The organism is Rheinheimera faecalis, assembly GCF_021290965.1.
Taxonomy (GTDB): domain Bacteria; phylum Pseudomonadota; class Gammaproteobacteria; order Enterobacterales; family Alteromonadaceae; genus Pararheinheimera; species Pararheinheimera faecalis.
The window spans coordinates 432,048-453,807 of record NZ_JAJOYT010000002.1 but is presented as its reverse complement, the minus strand read 5'-3'; the positions used below and the strand labels follow the sequence as shown (position 1 = coordinate 453,807).

Genomic DNA, 21,760 nt, shown 5'->3' with positions numbered 1-21,760 from the left:
TTAATCCAGCTGATAGGCTTGTTTTACCAGCTGATAAGTCAGTTGCTGTGCCAGTTCATGCGCTTCGTCTTCGTTTAAGCGATGTTCAGCCACCAAACCTGCTAAAAAGCGACAATCAATACGACGAGCCACATCATGACGGGCCGGAATAGACAAGAAAGCCCGGGTATCGTCGTTAAACCCTACTGTGTTGTAAAAACCTGCGGTTTCAGTGACCTGATGACGGAAACGCAACATACCTTCAGGGCTGTCATGGAACCACCAGGCTGGACCCAGTTTTAAAGCCGGATAATGACCAGCCAAAGGCGCCAGTTCACGGGCATAGGTAGTTTCATCCAGGGTGAACAGAATAATTTTCAAAGCGGCATTGTTGCCGTATTTATCCAGCAGGGGTTTTAAGTTGCTGACAAATTCAGTCGGACTTGGAATATCCGCGCCTTTGTCGGCACCAAAACGCTCAAAAATCGACGGGTTATGGTTACGAAAGGCACCAGGGTGAATTTGCATCGTCATGCCATCTTCAATACTCATACCAGCCATTTCGGTCAGCATTTGGCCACGGAATAACTCGGTTTGCTCTTTACTGGCAGTACCGGATAAACAGAGCTGAAACAGGCTGCTTGCTTCATGCTCAGATAAATTGGCCGTTTTGGCTGTGGGGTGACCGTGATCCGTGGCTGTAGCGCCGTGGTCGCGGAAAAACTGTCGACGAATACGCAGGGCCTGTAAATAACCATGCCAGCTATGGGTATCCTGACCTGTTTGCTCTGCCAGTTTTTTGATATTGGCAAGAAAATCAGCCCGATCGGCGTCTATCACATCGTCTGGTCTAAAGGTGGTGATCACCCGTTTTTCATAACCTGTGCCTTTTAAAGCTGCATGGTGTTTTAACGAATTCACTGCGCCTTCGGTCGTCGCAATCAGTTCGATATTAAATTTATCCAGCAAAGCACGGGGCTTAAATTCAGGTTTGACCAACTGCTCGTTGATGCTGTCGTAATACAAATCAGCGGTATCTGAACTTAATGCATGCTCTAAACCAAAGACATCATGAAATACACTGTCGAGCCAAATGCGTGAAGGCGTGCCACGGAACAAGTGATAATTTTTGGCAAAAGTGTGGAAAATTTTGCGGTAATCCGTTTCAACCGGTGTGCCGTCTTTAGTGCGGATCCCTAAAGATTCCAGTGAAATCCCCTGACTGTACAGCATGCGGAACACATAATGATCCGGCAGCAGCAGTAAGCTGGTGGCATTATCAAAATTGGCATTGCTGGCAAACCAGCTTGGGTCGGTATGACCGTGCGGGCTGACAATAGGTAAGTCTTTAATGCCGGCATACAAACGTCTGGCTATGGCGCGAACTGTTGGATCGGCCGGAAATAATCTGTCTTGATCAAGTACTAAAGGTTTAAAGTTGGCCATATAAATTCCTTACAGGGTCACGCCATTTTTCCAAATGGCTATTTCTTTGTTGTCTGATAATTCGTTTTGGGTCTGCTTGCCTGAGGCGATATCGATCAGGTAGCGGAAAAACTGGTAGGAAAAATCCTTAGCATTCTGGCCTTGTTGCAACAAAGCGCCGGCATCAAAATCTATCCATTGGGGTTTACGTTTGGCTAAATCGCTGTTGGACGAAATTTTAACCGTAGGCACAGGGAAACCCAGCGGTGTGCCACGACCCGTGGTAAACAGCAGCATGGTCGCGCCACTGGCAGCTAAAGCTGTAGATGACACAGCGTCGTTGCCAGGACCTTGCAACAAAGTTAAGCCTTGTTGCTGCACTAAAGCGCCATAAGGGATCACTTGTGTCACTTTGGCAGAGCCGCCTTTTTGAATGGCGCCTAAGGATTTCTCTTCCAATGTAGTTAAACCACCGGCTTTATTACCCGGGCTTGGGTTTTCGTAAACAGGCTGTTTGTTATCGATAAAGTACTGTTTAAAGTCGTTGACCAAAGTGACTATGTCGGAAAACACGGTTTCGTTGATAGCACGGCTCATCAACACTTGTTCGGCACCAAACATCTCCGGAGTTTCGGTCAGCACTACTTTGCCGCCTGCAGCACAGACTAAATCGGCAATACGGCCCACCAGGGGATTTGCCGTTAACCCACTTAAGCCGTCGGAGCCACCACATTTCATACCGACCACTAAATCGGATACAGGACAGGCTGTACGTTGGTCCTGCTGCATCTGTTGAATAAGTTCTGCTGCAGCCTCGAGGCCTTGTTCTAGTTCGTCTTCCACTTGCTGGGCATTAAAAGAGCGTAAACGGCTTTGATCCAGTTCAGGGCAGGCTTTAAGTAAAGCCGCCAGTTGATTGTTTTCGCAGCCTAAACCCAGCACCAGCACAGCACCTGCATTCGGGTTTTGCATCAGGCCAGCCAATACAGCGCGGGTATGGTTTAAATCATCACCTAACTGAGAACAACCAAATGGATGAGTGTACGCAAAGACACCATCTGTTAAACCGGCAAATTGTTGATTGGCTTTTTCGGCTATTTTCATTGCAGCACGATTGACACAGCCTACTGTATTTACAATCCATAACTCGTTGCGGGTACCTACTCTGCCATTGGCACGGCGATAACCCATAAAATGTGTGGGTAATTCGGTTGGGAAAGCTAAATCATCAGCCTTGCAGCCCTGATACTGGTATTCAATCTGATCAGACAATAAGGTTTTCAGATTATGTGAATGCACCCAGCTACCAGAGGGAATATCGTCCTTTGCGACTCCTATGGCGTAACCATATTTGATCACAGCTTCGCCTTTTTTAATCAGCTTCAACGCCACTTTATGGCCTGGCTGAATATCCTCTTTGGCCTGCACCTCTTGCCAGGGTTCAATTAATGGCTGGCCTGCAGACAAAGGTTGCAATACCACCAGTACATTATCGCGTGGATGCACCTGCAACAGGCTCAGCTGAATAGCTGAAGGGTCGGCAATATATGGGCTACAACCTTTTGTTTGTTCTGTCATTTTCAACCTGCTACATAGCTTGTCTATCGGTGGCAAAATTAAGTTAAAAAAATACTAACCGCTTTGTTTGAGCTGAGCCGTAGTGAGTGCTTTCCCATTCAGGCTGACATTTTCCAGTTTAAAATCACTGGTATGTTCCAATACACCTAAGCTCGCTTGGCCAAAGCTGACATCCGTCATCCGGATACCGCTGATACCGGCTCGGGGTAAACCACGAATTTCAAAAGCACGTTGGGCCTTTTTTACTCTAAAGTTACTGATACTCAGATCTTTGACTTGAGGTAAAAATTGACCTGCATCCCCTTCTTCGTAGTAGAAGTTAATAACAATAGCGTCTTTTACTTCACCAATCTCAATATCATCGACTGCAACTTGCTCAATTAAACCGCCTCGCACTGAATTGGTTTTAATACGTAAACCCCGTTCCAGATCAGGGCTGCTCATACGACAACGGCGGGCAAATATTTGCCTGGCACCGCCTGAGATTTCACTGCCGATCACTACACCACCATGACCGGATTTCATCAGGCAATCCTGGATCACCACTTGCTGAACCGGAGTAGCCAAACGGCGACCATCCGCATTGCGGCCAGACTTTAACGCGATGCAGTCATCCCCTGTATCAAACAGGCAATGTTCAATCAGTACCCGCTGACAGGATTCAGGGTCGCAGCCATCGGAATTTGGACCATGACTGACACAATTCACTCCACGTATCACTACGTCTTTACAAAGCACAGGATTAATCAGCCAAAACGGCGAATTACGGATAGTCACGCCTTCAATCAACACTCGCTCGCACTGGTATGGCTGAATAAAAGGTGGCCTTAATCTGTTATTGTCCAGAATGCGTTTTTCGACCGGCACACCAGCTTCCGCCATAGCAAACAGCTGATCACGGCCAGGCTTTTGATCAGTTGCAGGGTCAAGTTTCCAGGGCGTATGTTTCCATACCCCTTTCCAGGGCCACCAATTGTCGCCACTGGCATTACCTTCCAGAATACCTTCACCTGTTATCGCAATATTCTGCTGCTGATACGCGTAAATTAATGGCGAAAAGCCCATCAGCTCCACCCCTTCCCAGCGGGTGAATACAAGAGGTAAATATGCCTGTGGATCGGTGACAAAAGATAAAACAGCGTTTTTTTGCAGATGCAAATTGACGTTGGATTTTAAATGCACAGAACCAGTAGACCAGACACCTTCAGGCACAACCACCCGGCCACCACCGGCGTCGTGACAAGCCGCTATGGCTTTGGTTATCGCAGCATCACAGCGTTGATTTTTTTCAGCACCAAAGGCTGTGATGACAAAATCACGGTCTGGAAAAGAAGTAAGTTTTAAATCCCTTAGTATGTGGTCTGCAACAGTCCAGATTGGATCTACAACTTTGGCGGCCGCTGCCGTGACCTGAAAACTAAGCAAAGGCTGCAACGCTGCAGTAGCGATACCAGCTTTGAGTAAAAAACGTTTTTTCAGATCAGGTAGTAGCATCCATTATTCCATCTTTGTTTTATCTGCACAAAGCCATTGGAACTCGTCTGCTTTATGCCTGTTTAAACAGCATAATAACGCATTTGCCACCGGTAGCAATAGATTGACATAAAATTTTGCCACCGATAGCAACTGGTCAGAGAAGTTCGGAAAGAAGATTCCATTATTGAAATTAAAATGCAGCGAATCCGTCTAAAGATCAGGCAGCGCAGACTCTGTTGCGACCTTGTTGTTTGGCCTGATACAAAGCCTGATCCGCTAAAAACAGCAGTTGTTTGGCGTCATTTAATTCATCACTGATCGCAATACCAATACTGACGGTAATGCATATCCCATCTGCAATATCCAGCCAGTCTAATAACATGATCTCCTCGCGCAGGCGTTCGCAAACCAACTGCGCTTGTTCCAGGCTGGTAGAGGGCATTAATAAGGCAAACTCTTCGCCACCCCAACGGGCGGCACAATCGACTGAGCGGGAATGCTGACGGATTTTTTCAGCTATAGCCACCAATGCCAAATCACCGGCATTATGCGACCAGGTATCGTTGATCTTTTTAAAATGGTCTATATCTATAAAAGCCAAAGCCATAGACTGCTTTAAACGTTGTGAACGCATAAATTCTTTACTTAACACCTCATCAAAAGCGCGGCGATTAGCAAGGCCAGTTAAACCATCCTGCCTGGCTTGTAATTCCAGGGCTAAAGTCTGCTGATGTAACTGAGCCAACAAAGCGGATTTCTCTTCATCTGCCGCTTGCAGGCTATTGGCTTTTTGTTGCAGCTCTGCGGTTTTTTCCGCCACCTGACGCTTTAAACGCTGCTCTGAATGGCGCAAGCTGGACATACGCCAGTACACCAATAACAACAACAGAGCTATCGAAGATAAAGCGCTTAACCACTGAAAGTTGCGGGTTTGCCACCAATACGGCTGTTTAATCAGTTCGATGCGGGCTGTTTCACTCCATTTTCCGCCGGGATTTGCTGCCTGCACCTGAAATTCATAACGGCCCGGCGCCAGATTGGTATATTCGGCAAAGTTCTGTTGGCCTCTGTCCAGCCAGTTCGCATCAAAACCAATCAGTTGACTGCGGTACTGGATACGGCCAGGCATCACATAACCTAAACCTGCAAAATGTAATTCCACCCTGTCGCTGTCTGGCGGTAATTCAATACTGTCATCGATTTTTTGCGCTACACCATTCACCAGCAGTTCTTCTAACACCACAGGAGGTGTTGCTTCCGCAAACACAGCCAAACGATCAGGCTGAACTCTGCTGACACCGGATGCTGTAGCGAACCATAAAGCACCATCCTGGGCCAATATAGCGGCAGGGTTTGAACCGCCATTAGCCTGAGCACTGAGCATACCGTCGCTTTCGCCATAGAGCTCATAAGCAATACTGGTTGCAGTGCCATCAGCCACTGCATTCGCATCTTGCTGACTGATGCGTAAAATGCCCCTGTTACTGCTCAGCCAAAGATTGCCATGTAAATCGGCCTGCACCTGAAAAATTTTATCAAAAGGAATACCTGCCTTACGGCCGATCAGAGACAACTCAGCCGTATCTAACCGATAACGCACTAAACCACGATCTGTAGCCAACCACAGCAGCTTTTGTTCAGCTTGTTCGAAAAAATCAAAGGCATATTCAGTTTGATCGAGCTGCGACAACGGCAAAGGCTCAAACTTGCCGTTCACAAGACGGGTTACACCTGTGCCTGTGCCTATCCAGAGCACATCACCAATCTTATGCAAAGCCACCACGAAGTCAGCCGTTAAGCCTTCCCTTGTGGTGTAACTCTGCATCTGCTGAGCCTGATAATGATTCAGGCCTTGTGCTGTACCCAGCCAGATAGAACCATCCTGCAAAGGCAAAATAGCCCGAACTTCGTTGGATAATAAACCTGAACTGCGGTCCAGCAGTTTTGTCAGCTTACCCTCGCTGTATTGAAAGACTCCGGAAGAGTAAGTGCCAACCAGCACATCACCTGTTGCGGTTTCGGCCAGGCTCAACACTGATTGTTCTGGCAGCAGGTTTTGCTCTGTCAGCAGCTTCCCATTCAGGTAACGCGCCACGCCGCGCGCTGTACCAATCCAGATACTGCCATCTGAATGTTGCAATACAGTACGGACAAAGTTGTCAGGCAGACCCTGCTCTGTGCTTAAAGTCGCAAAAGGAGCATCACGCAAACGGAATAAACCACCATTGGTGCCAAGCCAAATGCTGTGCTCGTTGTCTTCATAAATGGTGAGTACTCTGTTGTTCGGCATACCCTGTTTAGCGGTTAGCTGTTCTAAGCCGTAATTACTTAAGCGAAAAATGCCCTCCTCAACAGTGCCTATCCATAAATCACCATGGTGATCGACCAATAATCTGGAAATAGCTGTGTGCTGCAGTTCAGGCTGTACTAAAACAAAGCCTTCACCTTGCTGCTGAAACAAGCCACGCTCCGTGGCCATATACAACTGATTTTTGTAAAAAGTTAAAGCAAAAACAGGTGATTTAGGGCTGTTTGCTACCTTAGTTAATTTGCCATCATGCAAGTAGGCCAAACCTTCAGCTGTTCCTACCCAAAGCCCACCTTGCTTATCATGTAACAGACTATAGATAGTGTTGCTGGGTAAGCCATGATGCCGGGTCCATTGCTGACGGGAACCGTCTGTTTGCAAACAGAATAAACCGCCCCCTTCAGTGCCCACCCAAAGCTGCCCCTTGGCGTCACCCCGTACTTCATTGACTAATGAAGACACAGGATCGACAGGCCGCCATTGTTGATCCTGCAACAGCGCCATACCACCACGGGAGCCACCTAATAACAAACGGCCTTTGGGATCCAAATGCAAAGCTCTGATGCCGGAATCCGGTAAGCCTGTTTGTTGTTCACGGCCAAAGACTTTAAATTCGCGACCATTGTAGCGGGCCACACCTTCCCAGGTTGCAAACCAAAGGTAACCATCCGGAGTCTGGCTAATGCTGTTTATGGTGTTATGAGGTAGCCCCTGACGAGTACTCCAGCTTTCACGGAAGTAATCAGTCAGGACTGCTGTGGCAGCAGAAGCAGAAAAAGGAAAGGCTAAAAATAACTGCAGTAAAAGCAGCGCGAACACGACCCCGCTACTTTTTTTGCCAGATGATTTGATAGATTTGATAAAAATTAACATCAGCGCCATCCCAGTCAGCAGATGGTTTCATTTTTTCTAATAACACCACCATACTCTATTTTTGAAACCGGGAAAACTAAAATACGCTGTGACGCTAGGATGCCGCCGCTTTAGTGGCCTGAGCAGTAGACTCGCGCACCACCAGAGTTGGAGCCACTTTTGCTGCAACTTGTTGTGCAGCTTTATCATTTTGCTCAATCACCATAATCATCTTAGTGGTCGCCAGCTGCGCCATTTGTCGAACAGGACGACGAATAGTAGTTAAAGCAGGTATGACTCTGGATGCCAGTAAGTTGTCATCAAAACCAGCAACAGACAACTGATCTGGAATGGCAATGCCCATTTGATGCGCTACTTTTAGCACACCAGCTGCCATCTGATCGTTGTTGGCAAAAATTGCTGTAGGCAAAGGTGTTTGGCTCAAAAGGCTACGGGCGCATTCAATGCCGGTTTCGTAGGTATTATTACCTTCCATAATGCGCTCAGCTTTAAGAGTAATACCGTAGGCCGATAAACCTAATTTAAATCCCTCCATCCGCTCTGTGGATGATTTATAGCGTTGTGGACCGCTGATAAAAGCAATGTCCTGATGACCTAACTGTGCAAAATAACGAGCCATTTCTGCGGCTGCCGATCGATCATCCGACACCACTATATGTTGAGGTTCATCAATAGCGACAGAGGTCAATCGCACATAAGGCCGTCCGGCATTTTTCAGTGCTTCAGCCAAAGACTCCAATTCAGACACAGGAGGTAGCACTATCACACCATCCAGCTTGGATCTGTTGATAAAGTTCAGACAGTCCTGCACCAGGGTTTCACTGCGATAACGACAAGGGTGCACCACCAACTCATAACCCAGGGTGGAGCATATCTCCAGCACCCCACGTTGTACGTCATCTAAGTACAACGCATCCGGGTTATCGTAAATCAGTCCTAACAGATAAGAACGACTCGAAGCCAAACCACGGGCTTGAGTGTTTGGCGAATAATTCAGTTCAGCGATGATTTTTTCAACCCGGACTCTGGTGCTGTCACCCACACTCAAAGAGCCATTGATCACCCGCGACACAGTGCGTTTCGACACACCAGCCAGACGGGCGACATCATTAATGGTCGAACTTTTTTGTATCATCCACTTTTCCTATTATTTATCGTTAGCCAGCAAAGCAGGTCTGTAGCATGCCAGACTGATTTCAATAGCAGCTTGTTTTACGGCAGCAACCAATTCAGGTAAACGTTGTTTGCATAAAATACTAGTCAAACCTGTGACTCCAACAGAAGCCACCACTATGCCCTGCGCATTACGTATAGGCACTGCAATACAACGTACATTGGCCTGATATTCCTGATCGTCCAGTGCATAACCCCGGCCTAAAACACTCTGCAATTCTACCCGCAAGCAAGCCAGATCGGTAATGCTTTGTGGTGTCCTCGCTGGCATTTGCTGCAAACCAGGCAAAGTAGCCAGTTGATCAAAGTAGTTGAAAGCCAAAAACACCTTACCGCCAGCAGAACAGTGCAAGTCAGCTAAAAAACCAGGCCGTGCAGCCAGATGACTCGGATTAGGACTATCACAGACTTCAGCAATTAAAGCGCCATCTGGCCTGGGCAATGCCAGATGACTGGTGAGGCCGCTGCTTATCGTTAGCTTATGCAGTACAGGCACAGCCAGTTGATGTAAATGATGGTGCTGTAATAGATCCAGCCCCATCTTGTATAAACTGCTGCCCACCCGATACTTTTTGCCTTCTTTGTACAGCATTTGTTGCTGACAAAGGGTTTGTAAAATACGAAAAGCGCTGGTTCTGGGTACCTGTAGTTGCTGCTCAAGCTGGGATAAAGTTAAACCTGAACCTGAGGCAGCAACTAACTCCATCATGCGACAAGCATTGGCCAGGTTCGGAATTAAATAACTGGTCATGGCAGCTCCTAGAGCCCAAACAAGTTAGGCAAAAACTCACTGATAGCAGGCACATAAGTCACCAGCAATAACACCACCACCATAGCTGCATACATAGGCAACAGCGGCTTAATTAAAGACTCCAGCTTGGTTTTGGCTACAGCACAGGCGACAAACAATACACTACCGACTGGAGGTGACACTAAACCAATAGACAGGTTCAGAATCATCATGATACCAAAATGCAAAGGGCTCATTCCCAGTTCAACAGCAACAGGCAGGAAGATAGGGGTGAAAATCAGCACTGCAGGCGTCATATCCATAAAAGCACCTACGATCAGCAAAATAATGTTGATCAATAACAAAATCAGCAGCGGGTTTTCACTTAAGGTCAACAGTCCCTGACTGACAGTTTGTGGGATGTTTTCGTAAGATAAAATCCAGGACATTGCAGCAGAAGTGGCAATTAAAGCCATCACTATGGCTGTGGTTTCTGCGGATTTCAGCAAAATGGCAGGCAGTTCTTTCACTTTAACTTCGCGATAGACACAAACCGCCAGAATAAAGGAGTACACCACTGCAATAGCACCAGCTTCTGTCGCTGTAAAAGCACCACTGATAATGCCGCCTATCACCAGAACTATCATCAACAGGCTTGGAATAGCTGCCGCCATTTTTTTGAAAGTTAAAGACAACGGCAGGCGGGCGGCCAGTGGATAACCTTTCATTTTGGCGTAACCGGCACAAACCACCATCAATCCAATACCTAACAAAATGCCCGGTAAATAACCTGCAACAAACAAGGCCGCAATAGATACTCCACCACTGGCGATAGCGTAGACAATCATAATATTACTGGGTGGGATCAGCATACCAGTGGTCGCTGCCGCCGCTGTTACCGCAGCGCTGTAGTTAACGTCATAACCTTGTTTTTTCATTTCCGGCACCATAAAACTGCCAATGGCAGAAGTAGCTGCGACCGCAGAACCCGAAATGGCGCCAAATAACATACAAGACAGCACATTCACCAGCGCCAAACCACCTGGCAAACTTCCTACCAGAGCCATAGCAGCTTCAATTAAACGTTTGGCAATACCGCCCCGCCCCATCAGAAGTCCTGACAGCACAAAAAACGGAATAGCCAACAAGGCAAAGCTATTTAAGCCACCCGCCATACGCTGCGCCAACGTCGTTACTGCAGGCAATAGATCCATCGACAGCAACATGGTGCACAAAGTGGCTAAACCAATACAAAAGGAAATAGGCACGTTCAGTAATAACAACACAAAAAATACAGTAATTAAAATAAGTGCAGACCATTCCATTATTCAGACTCCTCTGCCGGGACTAATTGAATTTTTGCCGCCAGACAGCGCAGCTGACACAGACCATAAAAAGCGATCAACACACCGGCTAAAGGCAAGACCAGATAGATATAAGCCATACGAATACCTAAAGCTGCGGACATTTGATTCAGCTCGAAGGTGAGCCACACCAGTTCACCACCGCCCCAGACCATCACTATGGAAGAAAACACCACCACAGCGGCAGTCAGCACAAAAGCAATACGGTATTGCCATACAGCTGGCATACGGCTGGTCACTATATCCAAGCCTAAATGCTGGCCGGTGCGATAGGCATAAGCTGCGCCTAACATCGCAATCCAGAGTAATAAACAACGGGCGATTTCTTCAGTCATTGAACTTGGATTAGTCAGCACAAAACGTGATAACACCTGCCAGCACACCACCAGCACTATGGCTGCCATCAGCAGCATAAGGCTGCGCTTCAACACCCAATCGACGAACAGCACTAATTTAGTCATTGGACACCTCCGCTGTTTCAGCCTGAATCAAAGCAATTTCGGCCATCAGATCGCCTACTTCAGTGCCCTGCAGAGATTGATGCAGTGGTTGAACAGCAGCAGCAAAAGCGGCTTTATCCGGATAAATCACTTCAACGCCTGCAGCTTTTACTTTGGCAAGCGCATCGTCACTGGCTTTTTGCCATAAATCGCGTTGGAAACGTACCGAGTCTTTCATCGCCAGTTCCAGCCAACCCTGCTGCTCTGTCGTCAGGCTTTTCCAGACAGGTAAACTCATCAAAATTACGTCCGGCACAGCGGTGTGTTCGTCCAGACTGTAGTATTTGGACAGTTCGTAATGACGGGATAAATAGAAACTTGGCGGGTTATTTTCTGCACCATCCACCACGCCTTGCTGCAGAGCAGTGTAGAGTTCGCCCCAATCGACCGGAGTGGCCGCACCACCTAAGGTTTGTACCATCTGCACTGAAGTCTGGCTGTTAGGTACCCGAAACTTTAACCCTTTTAAATCAGCAGGCTGACGTATGGCTTTGTTTGTGGTGTAAAAACTGCGACTGCCCGCATCGTAATAACCTAAACCATGTAAACGGGCATTGTGCATCGAGTTGAGTAAATCCTGGCCTATAGCACCGTTTAAGACAGCCCATAAATGTGCACTGTCTCTGAACACATATGGCACACTAAACACCTGCATCTTAGGCACAAAACCTTCCAGCGGACTGGCGGACACTTTGGTTAAAGCCAGACTGCCAATTTGCAGCAGTTCAATCAGTTCGCGCTCTGAGCCAAGCTGACCACCACTGTAAATCTGAATATGCATCTGGCCTTTGGAATAATGCTCCAGCCGTTCTGCCATATAGACCATAGCTTTGTGAACCACATGCTCCTGATCCAACGAATGGCCCATACGTAAGGTGATCTGATCTTGCTGGCGCTGACAGCCTGTGGTGAATAGCAGAGTCGCTAAACCGCAGCACAGCAGCACGCCGCGCAGTGAAAAAGATTTCATCGTCTAACCTACCTGTTGCTTTCCCCGTCGTACTTGAAACCGCAGCTTTGTTGACGAAGTTCTCTCGCCCCAATCACATAGGGCTACTATGTTCATGGGGACTCAAGCACTCGTCGCCTCACTGCAACTCCAATTACTTAGGGGATGTCTCTTTATTATGAATCAGCGCTCGTACGGCTGGCGCTGTCGAAGGGCTACTGTCTGTTGCAGCAATTACGCCCTGTTTTACTAAACTGTTATTAAACGGATCTCTCCCCAGAGCTCCGTGCCCTTTATCTCAATTGATCAGGGCCAAATTTATCCATGTCGTGATAATCCAGATTTTCACCAGCCATACCCCAGATAAAAGCATAACTGCCAGTGCCTACACCACTGTGAATGGACCATGGCGGAGACACCACCGCCTGCTCATTGCCCATCCACAAATGGCGGGTTTCCCTGGGTTCGCCCATAAAGTGACACACAGCCTGACCTGGTGTCAGATCAAAATAGAAATACGCTTCCATCCGCCTGTCATGCTGATGCGCTGGCATGGTGTTCCAAACACTGCCCTGACTCAGTACCGTTAAGCCCATTTGTAACTGACAGGTTTGCACTACTTCTTTAATCATCAACTGGTAAATAATGCGCTCATTGCTGGTGGCTAAAGCGCCCATCTCCAGCTTTTTACAATCATTCATCCGCACATGTTGAACCGGATAAGCGTGATGAGCAGGAGTAGAATTTAAATAAAACTTCGCAGGTTCCTGCGCGTTTAAGCTATGAAAGCTGACGTTTTTACAGCCCATACCGACGTACAGCGCTTCTTTGTTCGCCAGCTCGTATTTGTTGCCATCCACTTCAACGAAACCCGTGCCACCGACATTGATCACACCCAGTTCACGACGCTGCAGAAAAAACTCAGCCTTGAGCGCATCGACTGTTTGTAATACAACTGGCGCTTTCACTGGTACGGCACTGCCAACAATCAAACGTTCATAGTGGGTGTAACACAGCACCAACTGATCGGCCTGCATCAGGTTGTCGATCAGAAAGTTCTGCCGCAGCTTTTCGGTGTCGTAGTGTTTGACATCCAACGGTGCTGTGGCAAAACGGTTTTCAAAAATTACATTCATTTTATTCTCCTGAGTTCACTGGCATAAATTAGCCTTAACGGGCCAGCCAGCCTCCATCTACGGCCAACACATGGCCATTGACATAATTACTGGCGCTGCTTGCCAAAAACACAGCTGCGCCTGCTAAATCTTCCGGTTCTCCCCAGCGACCTGACGGGATCCGCGCCAGAATAGCCTGATTACGAGCCTGGTCCTGCTGCAAAGCAAAGGTATTGTCTGTACGGAAATAACCAGGGGCTATCGCATTGATATTTAAGCCGGAAGCAGCCCATTCATTAGCCAAAGCTTTGGTTAAACCAGTGATAGCATGTTTGCTTGCGGTATAAGCTGGCACGGTAATACCACCGCTGTAGGACAACATAGATGCAATATTGATAATTTTGCCCTGACGCCGTTTAAGCATTTCAGCTCCGAGCAACTGGCTTAATAAAAATGCTGAATCCAGATTCACCCGCATTACGTTTTGCCACTCTTGCATTGGATAATCCACTGCAGGCGCACGGAAAATAGTGCCGCCGCAATTGACCAGAATATGCACGTCGCCCAATGCCAAAGCACTTTGAGCTAAAGAACGCACCTGGTCTAAATCAGATAAGTCAGCAGCCAAGGCATAAGCCTGACCACCTTGCGCCTCAATTTCAGCTGCAGTTTTGCTGGCGCCATCTAACTGAGAGCTGCAGCAGATCACTGAAGCTCCGGCTTGTGCCAGCGCCTGCGCAATGGCTTTACCTAAACCACGGCTGGCACCAGTGACTAATGCCCTTTGCCCTTTTAACGAAAATAAAGCCGACATTTTTTGACTCCTTTTTTGCCTGATTCACTGCAGCTTACTCTTACGACATCAGAGCACATTCACGATACATTTAATGCTCAAAACAGCTGTGAAGTTCAGCCCAATCAGAATTAATTTCACATCTGGAACAAAACCTATTTTATCTGGCGGCCAAATGTGCAACATTATCAATACAAAACAACAAGTTAACCATCAACACCAAATAAAACCCTGAGACATGACTGATTTTTTTTTGTGCGACGTTTGACAGTAATCTAAGCTTGGTGTTAGCTTTTTGCCATCGGTGGCACAAAATTGCAAGCATTTTTTGCCACCGGTAGACAAAATCAACAGGGAGTCGCACAAAGCGTCTTCCATTATTAAAAATACAGCTGGCATGTACTAGCTGAACGCTTTGAACCAGACAGGACGAGGTAGATATCATGGCAAAATCCAACACGCCATTTCACCCGAATAAAGTTGCGCTAGCTTTAGCTATCGCAGGTTGTACTTCACTATTTTCTGTATCAGCACAAGAAACTACCGAAACGAAAAAGCTGGACGAAAAAATTGAAGTGATCGAAGTGAAAGGTAGTTTCCGCGATTCGTTATCTAATGCTTTAAATCAAAAACGCCAATCCGATGGCGCGATCGACGCTATTCTGGCGGAAGATATTGCCGACTTCCCGGATTTAAACCTGGCAGAATCGTTACAACGTATTCCTGGTATTGCCATTTCACGTGCCGCAGGTGAAGGCCGTCAGATTTCAGTGCGGGGTTTAGGCCCTGAATTTACCCGTGTTCGTATCAACGGTATGGAAGCGGTATCGACCAGCGGTGGTACTGACCAAATAGGTGGCGCAAACCGCGGCCGTGGTTTTGACTTCAATACTTTCTCTTCTGACTTATTCAGTTCTTTAACTGTGCGTAAAACCGCATCAGCTGATGTGGAAGAAGGTTCATTAGGCGCCACTGTCGACTTAAAAGCAGCCCAGCCTTTTGATTATGATGGCTTTACATTCGCAGCTTCAGGCCAGATGGGTTACAACGATTTATCTGAAAAGTCTGATCCTAAAACCTCATTTTTAGTCAGCAATATTTTTGCCGACGGTAAAATTGGCGCTTTATTTTCAGCCTCTTATTCAGAACGTCAGCTTAAAGATCAAGGCGCCAGTACAGTGCGCTGGAATAACGTCAACGATTTTGGCTCTTATCAGGGTGACAACGCTGCGCCTGAACTGGACGAAATAAACAATGCATTCCGCCCACGTTTACCACGTTACGACTCTTACACTCACGATATGGATCGATTAGGTTTAAGTTCATCTTTCCAGTTCAGACCAACTGAAGATACAAAAATTGATTTAGATATCTTATACGCCAAAACGGATGCCAGTCGTAATGAAGTCTTTTTGCAGGGCATTTTAAATGCCGGTGCAAACAGACCGACCAGTGCAACTGCAGCCTCAGGTAATACAGGCGTGATGAATGTCGTTGATTATTTTATCGATGATACCAACACCATGACCTATGGCAGTTTTGAAAATGCCACTATTCGTGCCGAAAACCGCTTTGACGAACTCAGCACAGAATTCTTGCAATACAACCTGTCGTTAAAGCAGCATCTGACTGATGATCTGAGTATGGATGCCATGATTGGTACCGCCAAATCAGAGTTTGATAACCCGGTGCAGACTACTTTAGTGGCAGAAAAGCGTGGTGTTGAATTTGCTTATGATTATCGCGGTGGCAACAGAGAAAACCCTGCTCTGACCTACGGCGCTGGTGTATTTGATCCAAATGGCTGGACCTCCAACAGCGTGCGTTTACGTCCATTGGGAGCAGAAAACACCTTTGATACAGCGGAACTGAATTTTACCTACCTGCTAAGCGACAATATGACGTTAAAAGCGGGTTTGCATTATAAAGACTTTAGCTTTGAAACCTACGAAGCCCGTCGCAAGTCTGAAAACGGCGCTGGTATTGTTTACACTCCTGACCTGCTGATGCAACACAATTCAGGTTTAGGCAGCCAGCCTGTCTGGTTAGTTCCTGATTTTGCGGCCATTGATGCCCAGTATGATATTTATAGCAACACAGGCGAATTTGCCGTCAGTGCAGACAATCGTCGTCCTGACAACTACTCCGCTAATGAAGAAACTTTAGGTGCTTATCTGCAACTGGGTTTTGATACTGATGTTGCGGATATGCCACTGCGCGGTAACGTCGGTGTGCGGCACGTGAAGTCAGACCAAACATCTACGGCCTGGGCTACTTTCGCCAGTACTCCAACTCAAATTACTGCTGAGCATGACTACAACGAATTATTACCGTCAATCAATCTGGCATTGGAGCCATGGGAAGATGTGATAGTACGTTTTGGTGCAGCAGAAGTGATGGCACGCGCTGGTTTAGGTGCGATTCGTCCTGATGTATCAGTTTCTGTTTCTGGCGGCAGCCGCGCTGTTTCTGGTGGCAACCCTCAACTGGAGCCGACTAAAGCTCAGACCTACGATTTAGGTTTTGAATTCTATTTCTCTGACGAATCCATGTTAGGTGTGGCGTTTTTCTTCAAAGATATCGACAGCCATGTACAAACCTTACGTGAAACCAAAGCCTTTACCGCAACTGGCTTACCCATTCAGGCGGCAATTGACGCCTGTACAGCTGGTCCTGGTTACAACGCCGACTGTAATGAAAACGTGGATTGGCAGGTGACTACGCCGTTGAATGGCCCTGGTGGTGATTTAAAAGGTATGGAAGTCAGCTATCAGTTGCCTTTCACCTTCTTGCCTGAATTCTGGAACAGATTTGGTTTTATCGGTAACTACACTTATGTCGATGCCCAAATGGACTATGTCAATGCAGCGGGTGAAGTACAAGCAACCCGGGACTTAAACGGTCTGTCAAAAAATACCTCTGCCGCCACTATTTACTACGAACATGAAGCCTTAAACGCTCGTGTCTCTATGGCGAAACGTGGTAAATACCTGACCACAGCAGTGGGCCGTGATAACAACGATATGGAAGGCACCAACGCCACCACTAACGTGGATGCATCGGTTTCCTACGCGTTAAACGACAATTGGAAAATCAGTTTTGAAGCACTGAACCTGACCGACGAAGTGGATGACCAATGGGTAGATTCAGCCGGTAACCGCCTGACTTATTACCATGAAACTGGTCGTCAGTATTATATCGGCGCGCAATACAAGTTTTAATCTCCCTCATTGCTTAGCCATGGATGGCGGCTTTGGCGTGACCTGTTATTTGTTATCGCAGGTCACGATTTTGTTTTTATTTATCAACAGGTAATAGCCGTGACTTCGATGTTTAAACGCCCATTGCTGATCTCCAGCCTCACCTTAAGTTTTTTAGCCGCTTGCAGTAAACCAGCTCCAGCGCCAGAACCAACTGAACAACAAAGTGTTCAGCCAACTACAGCATCATCTGTTGCTACATTGAGCATTCATAACCCCTCTGATTTCTTGCGTTCACAAGAACCTATTTATATTCCTGCTGCCGACTTAGGTCTGGCAGCAACTGAAGTACAGAATTCCGCATTTATTGCCACCAGCACCAAAGGCCAATTGCCTTCACAGTGGATTGACCGCAACGCCGATGGTCAAAAGGATACCTTACTCATCAGCTCCACTCTGAGTGCTGGCGAAACCTTAGAACTACAAATTACTGCAGGCACAGCCGCAGAATTGCCCAAACAAACTCAGGCCGAAATTTCGCAAAAAACCGGCGGCCAGTGGCAAGACAAAAAGTACGTCGGTGGCCATTTTGAGAATGTCAGCAGCCTGACTCCTCCAGCTCAGTACACAGATCACAGTGAATTTATCCGTTACGAAGGTCCCGGTATCGAATCCGATAAAGTGGCGTACCGTATTTATCTGGACTGGCGCAATGGCTTTGATATTTTTGGCAATAAAACCGGCAAGCCTGTGCTGGATCAAATAGGCCAGGATGGTTACAGCTCCTATCATGAAATGTTGCCATGGGGCACAGATGTGCTCAAAGTTGGCAAAGCTGTGGGCGCCGGTGGTTTTGGCTACTGGGATGGCAGCAAAGTAGAGCGAGTGTCTAAACTGGACGGCCATACAGCCACTATTATTGAAAATGGTCCTTTGTATTCGGCCCTGACCATAGACTACAAAAACTGGCAAATTGCCGGTAAAACTTTGGATGTGAAAGCCCATTTGTCGATGACAGCTGGCAGCCGTTTATTACAAAACCGCCTGACCTTAAGCCAGCCGCTGGATAATCTGGCGCTTGGTATAGTAAAACTCCCTGACACTCAACTGCTGACCGGCACATTGGAAAGCAGTGGTCATACTTACACTTACCTTGCGACTTATGGCAAACAAAGCCTGGATGGTGCCAACCTTGGCATGGCGATTTTATTTAAACGTGGCAAGCTTGAAAAGTTAACCACAGACGAACATAACCATGTTGCAGTGATGAATGTATCAGGCCAGCATCTGGACTATTACCTGCTCGGTGCATGGCAACATGAACTGAATGGTATTACCAACGAGCAGCAATTTGTTGAGTATTTGCAGCAGGAAGTGGAACGTTTAACTCTGACGCCACGCCTGCGATTAAAAACAGAATTAACCAAAGCACAAACCAGTCAAGCACTGACCAGCGAACGCGCTTTATACTGGAGTCAGCAATTAGCCAACTCTGAACTCAACCGCCAGGCTGGCCAGTATTATTGGGGGGGCTGGGATACCGAGCGTGACCGCCCTGTCGCCTTTGAATACACCACAGGTTTATTGATACAGGCTTTTGATGACTTAGATAAATATGCTGCTAACCCTGCTTATCAGGCCGTGATCGACAAAATGGCCGACAGCTTTGTCGCGACCGACGGCACTATTCATAGCTACGACGCCAGCAAATTTAATATCGACAGTATTAACAGCGGCAATCTGCTGCTGAGGGTATTTGAACAGACCAAAGAACCCAAATATCAATTAGCAGTTCAGAAGTTACGCGACCAGTTAAAACATCACCCAAAAACCTCAAACGGCGCTTTCTGGCATAAACAGATTTATCCGAACCAGCTGTGGTTGGATGGGGTTTATATGGGCATGCCGTTTTTAGCTTATTACAGCAGTCTATTTGAGCAAGGTGCCAGTCTGGAGCAGGTGGTGCACGAGTTTGTGGTGACCCGTGAACAGTTACGTGATGACAAAACCGGCTTGTATTTCCATGCCTGGGATGAGTCAAAACAGATGGACTGGGCCGATAAAACCACAGGCCGTTCTGCTTATTTCTGGGGCCGTGCTATTGGCTGGTTGGGTATGGCGCTGGTGGATGTATTAGATTATATCCCAGCGGATAACACCGAATTACGTCAGCCTTTACTGAATATGATCACTGAGCTGGCTGCAGATTTAGCCAGGTATCAGGACCCTGAAACTGGTGTCTGGTATCAGATTATGGATAAAGCCGGCGAGCGTGGTAATTATCTGGAGTCGAGTGGCAGCAGCATGTTTGTCTACTTTTATGCCAAAGCCATCAATAAAGGCTATTTGCCAAAACAGCAGTATCTGGATATCAGTAAAAAAGCCTGGCAAGGCCTGCTCAATGAATTCGTACTGGTGCATCCGGATGGCAGCATCAGCCTGACCACTATGGTGCAGGTCGCAGGTTTAGGCGCAGGTCGGGATGGCAGTTATCACTATTACATGAGTGAGCCTATCTACCGCAACGACAGCAAAGGCACAGGGCCTTTTATTATGGCTGGTGTGCAAATGGCACAGTTGTTAAAGGATTAACGAATGTGGTCCCTGTTTATAAGGCTGAGTGCACTTGTGTTCAGCCTATTTTGCCTGAACCTGCACGCCAGTGAGCAGCCACTTCGCTTGCAGGTTGCTTTAGATGGCTCCGCGCCTTTTAGCTCCATTCAACAAGCGCTGGAGTCCTTACCTTCAACCAAACAATGGGCTTTGATTGAAATTGGCCCTGGTATTTATAAAGAAAAACTCTACCTGAGCCGCGACAAAGTCATTTTGGCTGGCAGCGGTAAAACCAGCACCACTATTGAATTCGCTGAACTTCGTAAAAACCATTTAAAACAGCAGCCTGATGATTGGGGCTCTGCAGTGGTCAATATCAAAGCCTCGGATATAGTGCTGCTGGATTTAACCGTATTTAACAGCTACGGCGCTGTATATGGCGATCACGACCATCAGTTTGCTATTCGAGGTTTTGAACAAGCCAGCCGTATCATCACCGACCAATGCCGCGTGATAGCGGGTGGCGCCGACAGTTTAAGTTTATGGAATAAAAAGGGGATGTATTACCACAGCAACTGTTACTTTGAAGGCCATGTCGATTATGTTTGCCCACGGGGTACAGCCTGGATTAAACAAAGCCAGTTTTATAGTCAGGCGACTGAAGCGTCACTTTGGCATGACGGTGAATTAGATCAAAACGCGAAGTTAGTGGTCACAGACTCGAAGCTATCCGGTATTCAGGGCTTTTTACTCGGCCGCCGCCATTATGACGCCCAGTTTTACCTGCAGAATAATCAGTATTCACCTTTGATGGCAGATAAACCTATATTCCGTAAAACCTATCCGGATGAACCCAGCCGCGACAGAGCCAACTTATGGGGCGAGCGTAGTTATTTTAGCGATTCCAGTGGCGCCACTTACAGCTGGTTGCAAGATAACTGGCCCAAAAACACATCAACAATCAATGCAGACTGGGTCTATCAGGGCCAGTGGCAACCAGAACAGTTGTTAAAAACCATCCGCAGCTGGTTAAAAGCTAAACCCCAACCTATGCCTGCCAAACTCTATTTGGTCGGTGATTCCACTATGTCGGATAAAACCAACCTGGCTTATCCGGAGCGTGGCTGGGGTCAGTTATTGCCTGAATTTATGTTGCCGCAGTTACAAGTCGTCAATTTAGCGGCCAATGGCCGCAGCACTTTACGTTTTTTAAACGAAGGTCGCTGGCAAATGCTGCTCGATGAGCTGCAGGCCGGTGATTATGTGCTGATCCAGTTTGGTCATAACGATCAAAAACAAGACGACCCTAAGCGTTACGCAGAGGTGAATACGCGTTACCCGGAGTTGCTGCAGCAGTTTATCCGCGAGGTCAAAGCCAAAGCCGCTATTCCGATGCTTGCCAGCTCGATTTGCAGGCGTAATTTTAAAGGAAGAACTTTAGAGCGGGATTTAGCAGCTTATGCAGCTCAAGCCAAACAGCAGGCCGCATTGGCTCAGATCGACTTTTTTGATTTGCAGCAGCAAAGCTGCGATTTATGGCAAGAGTTAGGCCCTGATGGCAGTCAGCCGTATTTTATTCAGGTGCCTGCTGCTTTGTATCAGAAATTCCCGGATGGCAAAACCGACAACACCCATTTGTCGGTGCAAGGCGCTTCAAAAGTTGCCCAGCTGTTTGTGCAAGACTTACACAAGCAACAACATCCTCTGGCTCAGTACGTCTACCGAACCAAGCTTTAATTGAACT

14 protein-coding genes are annotated in these 21,760 nt (G+C 47.2%); 3 read left to right on the top strand and 11 right to left on the bottom strand.

The genetic code is table 11. The annotated features are described in order from the left end of the window. From uxaC to LSG34_RS05580, 11 genes are all read right to left on the bottom strand, one after another. The gene (gene uxaC, locus LSG34_RS05630) at window positions 1-1,425 is read right to left on the bottom strand and encodes a glucuronate isomerase (RefSeq protein ID WP_233007853.1); all 1,425 of its coding nucleotides are present in this window, start codon (window positions 1,423-1,425) and stop codon (window positions 1-3) included. A 9-nt stretch (window positions 1,426-1,434) separates the two neighbouring features. After that, window positions 1,435-2,982: a UxaA family hydrolase gene (locus LSG34_RS05625; RefSeq protein ID WP_233007852.1), complete on the bottom strand. Its 1,548-nt coding sequence runs from the start codon at window positions 2,980-2,982 to the stop codon at window positions 1,435-1,437. A gap of 54 nt (window positions 2,983-3,036) precedes the next feature. Continuing rightward, window positions 3,037-4,476: a glycoside hydrolase family 28 protein gene (locus LSG34_RS05620; protein ID WP_233007851.1), complete on the bottom strand. Its 1,440-nt coding sequence runs from the start codon at window positions 4,474-4,476 to the stop codon at window positions 3,037-3,039. A 199-nt stretch (window positions 4,477-4,675) separates the two neighbouring features. Continuing rightward, window positions 4,676-7,585 carry a ligand-binding sensor domain-containing diguanylate cyclase gene (locus tag LSG34_RS05615; RefSeq protein ID WP_233007850.1) on the bottom strand — a complete coding sequence of 970 codons (2,910 nt, stop codon included), beginning with the start codon at window positions 7,583-7,585 and terminating at the stop codon, window positions 4,676-4,678. 148 nt (window positions 7,586-7,733) lie between these two features. Further along, the gene (locus tag LSG34_RS05610) at window positions 7,734-8,774 is read right to left on the bottom strand and encodes a LacI family DNA-binding transcriptional regulator (RefSeq protein ID WP_233007849.1); all 1,041 of its coding nucleotides are present in this window, start codon (window positions 8,772-8,774) and stop codon (window positions 7,734-7,736) included. 12 nt (window positions 8,775-8,786) lie between these two features. After that, a complete protein-coding gene (locus LSG34_RS05605; RefSeq protein WP_233007848.1) occupies window positions 8,787-9,563 on the bottom strand; it encodes an IclR family transcriptional regulator in 777 nt (258 codons plus the stop codon). 8 nt (window positions 9,564-9,571) lie between these two features. After that, window positions 9,572-10,867: a TRAP transporter large permease gene (locus tag LSG34_RS05600; protein WP_233007847.1), complete on the bottom strand. Its 1,296-nt coding sequence runs from the start codon at window positions 10,865-10,867 to the stop codon at window positions 9,572-9,574. Continuing rightward, complete coding sequence (locus LSG34_RS05595; protein ID WP_233007846.1) at window positions 10,867-11,367, bottom strand: TRAP transporter small permease; 501 nt, start codon at window positions 11,365-11,367, stop codon at window positions 10,867-10,869. Before LSG34_RS05595 ends, LSG34_RS05600 begins: the two co-directional genes overlap by 1 nt. Beyond that, complete coding sequence (locus tag LSG34_RS05590) at window positions 11,360-12,376, bottom strand: TRAP transporter substrate-binding protein (protein WP_233007845.1); 1,017 nt, start codon at window positions 12,374-12,376, stop codon at window positions 11,360-11,362. The genes LSG34_RS05595 and LSG34_RS05590 overlap by 8 nt, the downstream gene beginning before the upstream one ends. A 272-nt stretch (window positions 12,377-12,648) precedes the next feature. Further along, on the bottom strand, window positions 12,649-13,491 hold the full coding sequence (kduI, locus tag LSG34_RS05585; protein WP_233007844.1) for a 5-dehydro-4-deoxy-D-glucuronate isomerase: 843 nt from the start codon (window positions 13,489-13,491) through the stop codon (window positions 12,649-12,651). Window positions 13,492-13,525: 34 nt separating this feature from the next. After that, window positions 13,526-14,284, bottom strand: a complete 759-nt coding sequence (locus LSG34_RS05580) for an SDR family oxidoreductase (protein WP_233007843.1) — start codon at window positions 14,282-14,284, stop codon at window positions 13,526-13,528. 422 nt (window positions 14,285-14,706) lie between these two features. On the opposite strand from LSG34_RS05580, the gene LSG34_RS05575 reads away from it, so the two are divergent. The 3 genes from LSG34_RS05575 to LSG34_RS05565 all read left to right on the top strand — a co-directional run bounded on the left by LSG34_RS05575 (window position 14,707) and on the right by LSG34_RS05565 (window position 21,753). Then, on the top strand, window positions 14,707-17,484 hold the full coding sequence (locus LSG34_RS05575) for a TonB-dependent receptor (protein WP_233007842.1): 2,778 nt from the start codon (window positions 14,707-14,709) through the stop codon (window positions 17,482-17,484). A gap of 108 nt (window positions 17,485-17,592) precedes the next feature. Further along, window positions 17,593-20,055 (top strand): DUF4861 family protein, encoded by a 2,463-nt coding sequence (locus LSG34_RS05570; RefSeq protein WP_233007981.1) that lies wholly within the window; start codon window positions 17,593-17,595, stop codon window positions 20,053-20,055. Between the two features lie 3 nt (window positions 20,056-20,058). Then, window positions 20,059-21,753, top strand: coding sequence for a pectinesterase family protein (locus LSG34_RS05565; protein ID WP_233007841.1), 1,695 nt, complete (start codon window positions 20,059-20,061; stop codon window positions 21,751-21,753). Window positions 21,754-21,760 lie beyond the last annotated feature (7 nt).